Raw genomic sequence first — 2158 nt, 5'->3', positions numbered from 1 at the left:
TTGAGGAACAACAAAGGACGGAGAATTTAACTAATCATGGTTAAATCTCCGTCCTTTTTAGATTATCCAAATTATGATGTGTACCCCTTGTCAGGGACAACATTGATTTTTTTGGGGTGTTTTTTTATTACCCCAACAAGTGTATAGGTAGGGGTTTAAAACACCACAATGAAATGGATAGGTACCTCCTAAACCCCAAAAGAATTTATAGAACCTGAACTTTTAGATGTATTAAGGTCGGTGGCATATGCTACCGACCTTTTGTCGGTGTGCCGGGCATGGCACAGTTCTTACTGGTGAGAGTCCAGTCACGGGTATTTACCGCCAAGTGTAGCGAACCGCAAGCGGAAAGCAGTAATGCTCAAGTGAAGGAAGCGGTGTAGCAAAGCCATCGAGCCTACGAACAGAAACCGGATACAAGGCTAAACGGTGGGTGAGGTTGCTACACAAACCGAAGCCCAAAAGGTAAACGTATCACCGAGACAGTAAATCCGGAGGTTGTGTGGCGAAAGAACTATGTCTTACCCCGGGAGACCCGGACGGCGTGGAAACACGTGCGGAAAAGGCTTGCGTCCGGGAGTCAGCTTAGACCATAGTACCGGGAGCACGAACGGGAAGGGTCTAATGTCAATGTATTGCAAATCACTGCAAGCAAGGTCGGAATAATCCGAAATCGAGGATATGCTCTGAAAGCAGAAACGTAAGTCTGTGGAGGCAAAAGGTAGAGGGGATGATTTCCGGCAGTTTTACGAACAGAAAGAGGAGCAACAAGTGGAATTAATCGAATGGATATTACAGGACAGGAATATTGACGAGGCAATCAAGAACGTCAAGCGAAACAAAGGTGCAGCCGGAGTCGATGGGATGACGGTAGATGAACTTGACGTGTATTTTACTCTTCATAGGGAAGAGCTGAAGACTCAGATACGTGAAGGTAAATACAGGCCGAGTCCGGTAAGAAGGGTCTACATACCTAAAGCCAACGGCAAGAAGAGACCTCTCGGAATACCGACAGTCACAGACAGAGTTGTACAGCAGATGACAGCACAGATACTGTCTCTGGGATATGACAAATATTTCAGTGACCATAGTTATGGGTTCCGAGCGAACAGAGATTGCCATGGAGCGATAGAGAAAGCCCTCGAATACCTCAACGAGGGATATGAGTGGGTGATAGACCTTGACATCGAGAAGTATTTCGACACGGTAAACCATGACAAGTTAATTTCAATACTCAGAGAACGCATTAATGATGCGAAAACGCTACGACTGATTCGACAGTTTCTAAGAGCTGGAGTCATGGAAGATGGCTTGGTAAGCCCAAGTGAAGAAGGGGTACCGCAAGGTGGACCTCTTTCACCTATACTATCCAACATCTACCTTGACAAGCTCGACAAGGAACTGGAATCAAGGGGACTTCATTTTGTCAGATACGCTGACGACTGCGACATCTTCGTGAAAAGTGAAATGGCGGCAGACAGAGTGATGAAGTCTGTGACAAGCTGGCTGGAGCGCAAACTTCGGCTGAGAGTCAGTGCCACTAAGACAAAGGTAGTAAGACCTACGAAGAGTAACTTTCTGGGATTCACATTCTGGAAGAGCAAAGACGGTTGGAAGTGCAGGCTTGCCAAAGACCGAAAGAAGAAACTCTATGAGAAGACTCGTGAGATTCTTTGTCGGAAGAAAGCGGCTGCGCGAACCATAAAGTCTACCTTTATGCAACTGAACTGGCTCATCCGGGGGTGGATAAACTACTACAGAATCGGTAGCATGAAAGGCTTTCTTGATGAATATGGACAATGGCTGAGGCACAAGGTGAGAGTAGTGATACTCAAACAGTGGAAAAAGCCGAAGACCATATTCAAGAACCTGATGGCTCTGAATAGGATTCAGGAATGTGGCCTTGAGGAGAAAAGATTGTTAAGCGTGGCAAACGCAAGGCAGGGATGGTACCGAATGGCTACTATTCGGGATATTAATTTCCTGCTCAATCCAACGATACTTGGCAAAAAGACAAAGAGCCGACCGGGATTGGTCGACCCTTTGGCGTATTATCTGAATTAACGCTTGATTCTATGTTGATGTAGCGCCGTATACGAGACCCGTACGTACGGTGCAACGGGAGGGTTGAGGGCTAACGCCCTCGCTCTACCCTATT

At 46.5% G+C, this 2158-nt stretch carries 1 protein-coding gene; it reads left to right on the top strand.

What is annotated here, in order from left to right:
* Positions 1 to 708 precede the first annotated feature (708 nt).
* The gene (gene ltrA, locus AXF17_RS00650; protein WP_237049005.1) at positions 709 to 2064 is read left to right on the top strand and encodes a group II intron reverse transcriptase/maturase; all 1356 of its coding nucleotides are present in this window, start codon (positions 709 to 711) and stop codon (positions 2062 to 2064) included.
* Positions 2065 to 2158: the final 94 nt, after the last annotated feature.

The organism is Mogibacterium pumilum, assembly GCF_002243385.1.
GTDB lineage: Bacteria > Bacillota > Clostridia > Peptostreptococcales > Anaerovoracaceae > Mogibacterium > Mogibacterium pumilum.
This window is presented reverse-complemented; position numbering and strand designations above follow the sequence as displayed.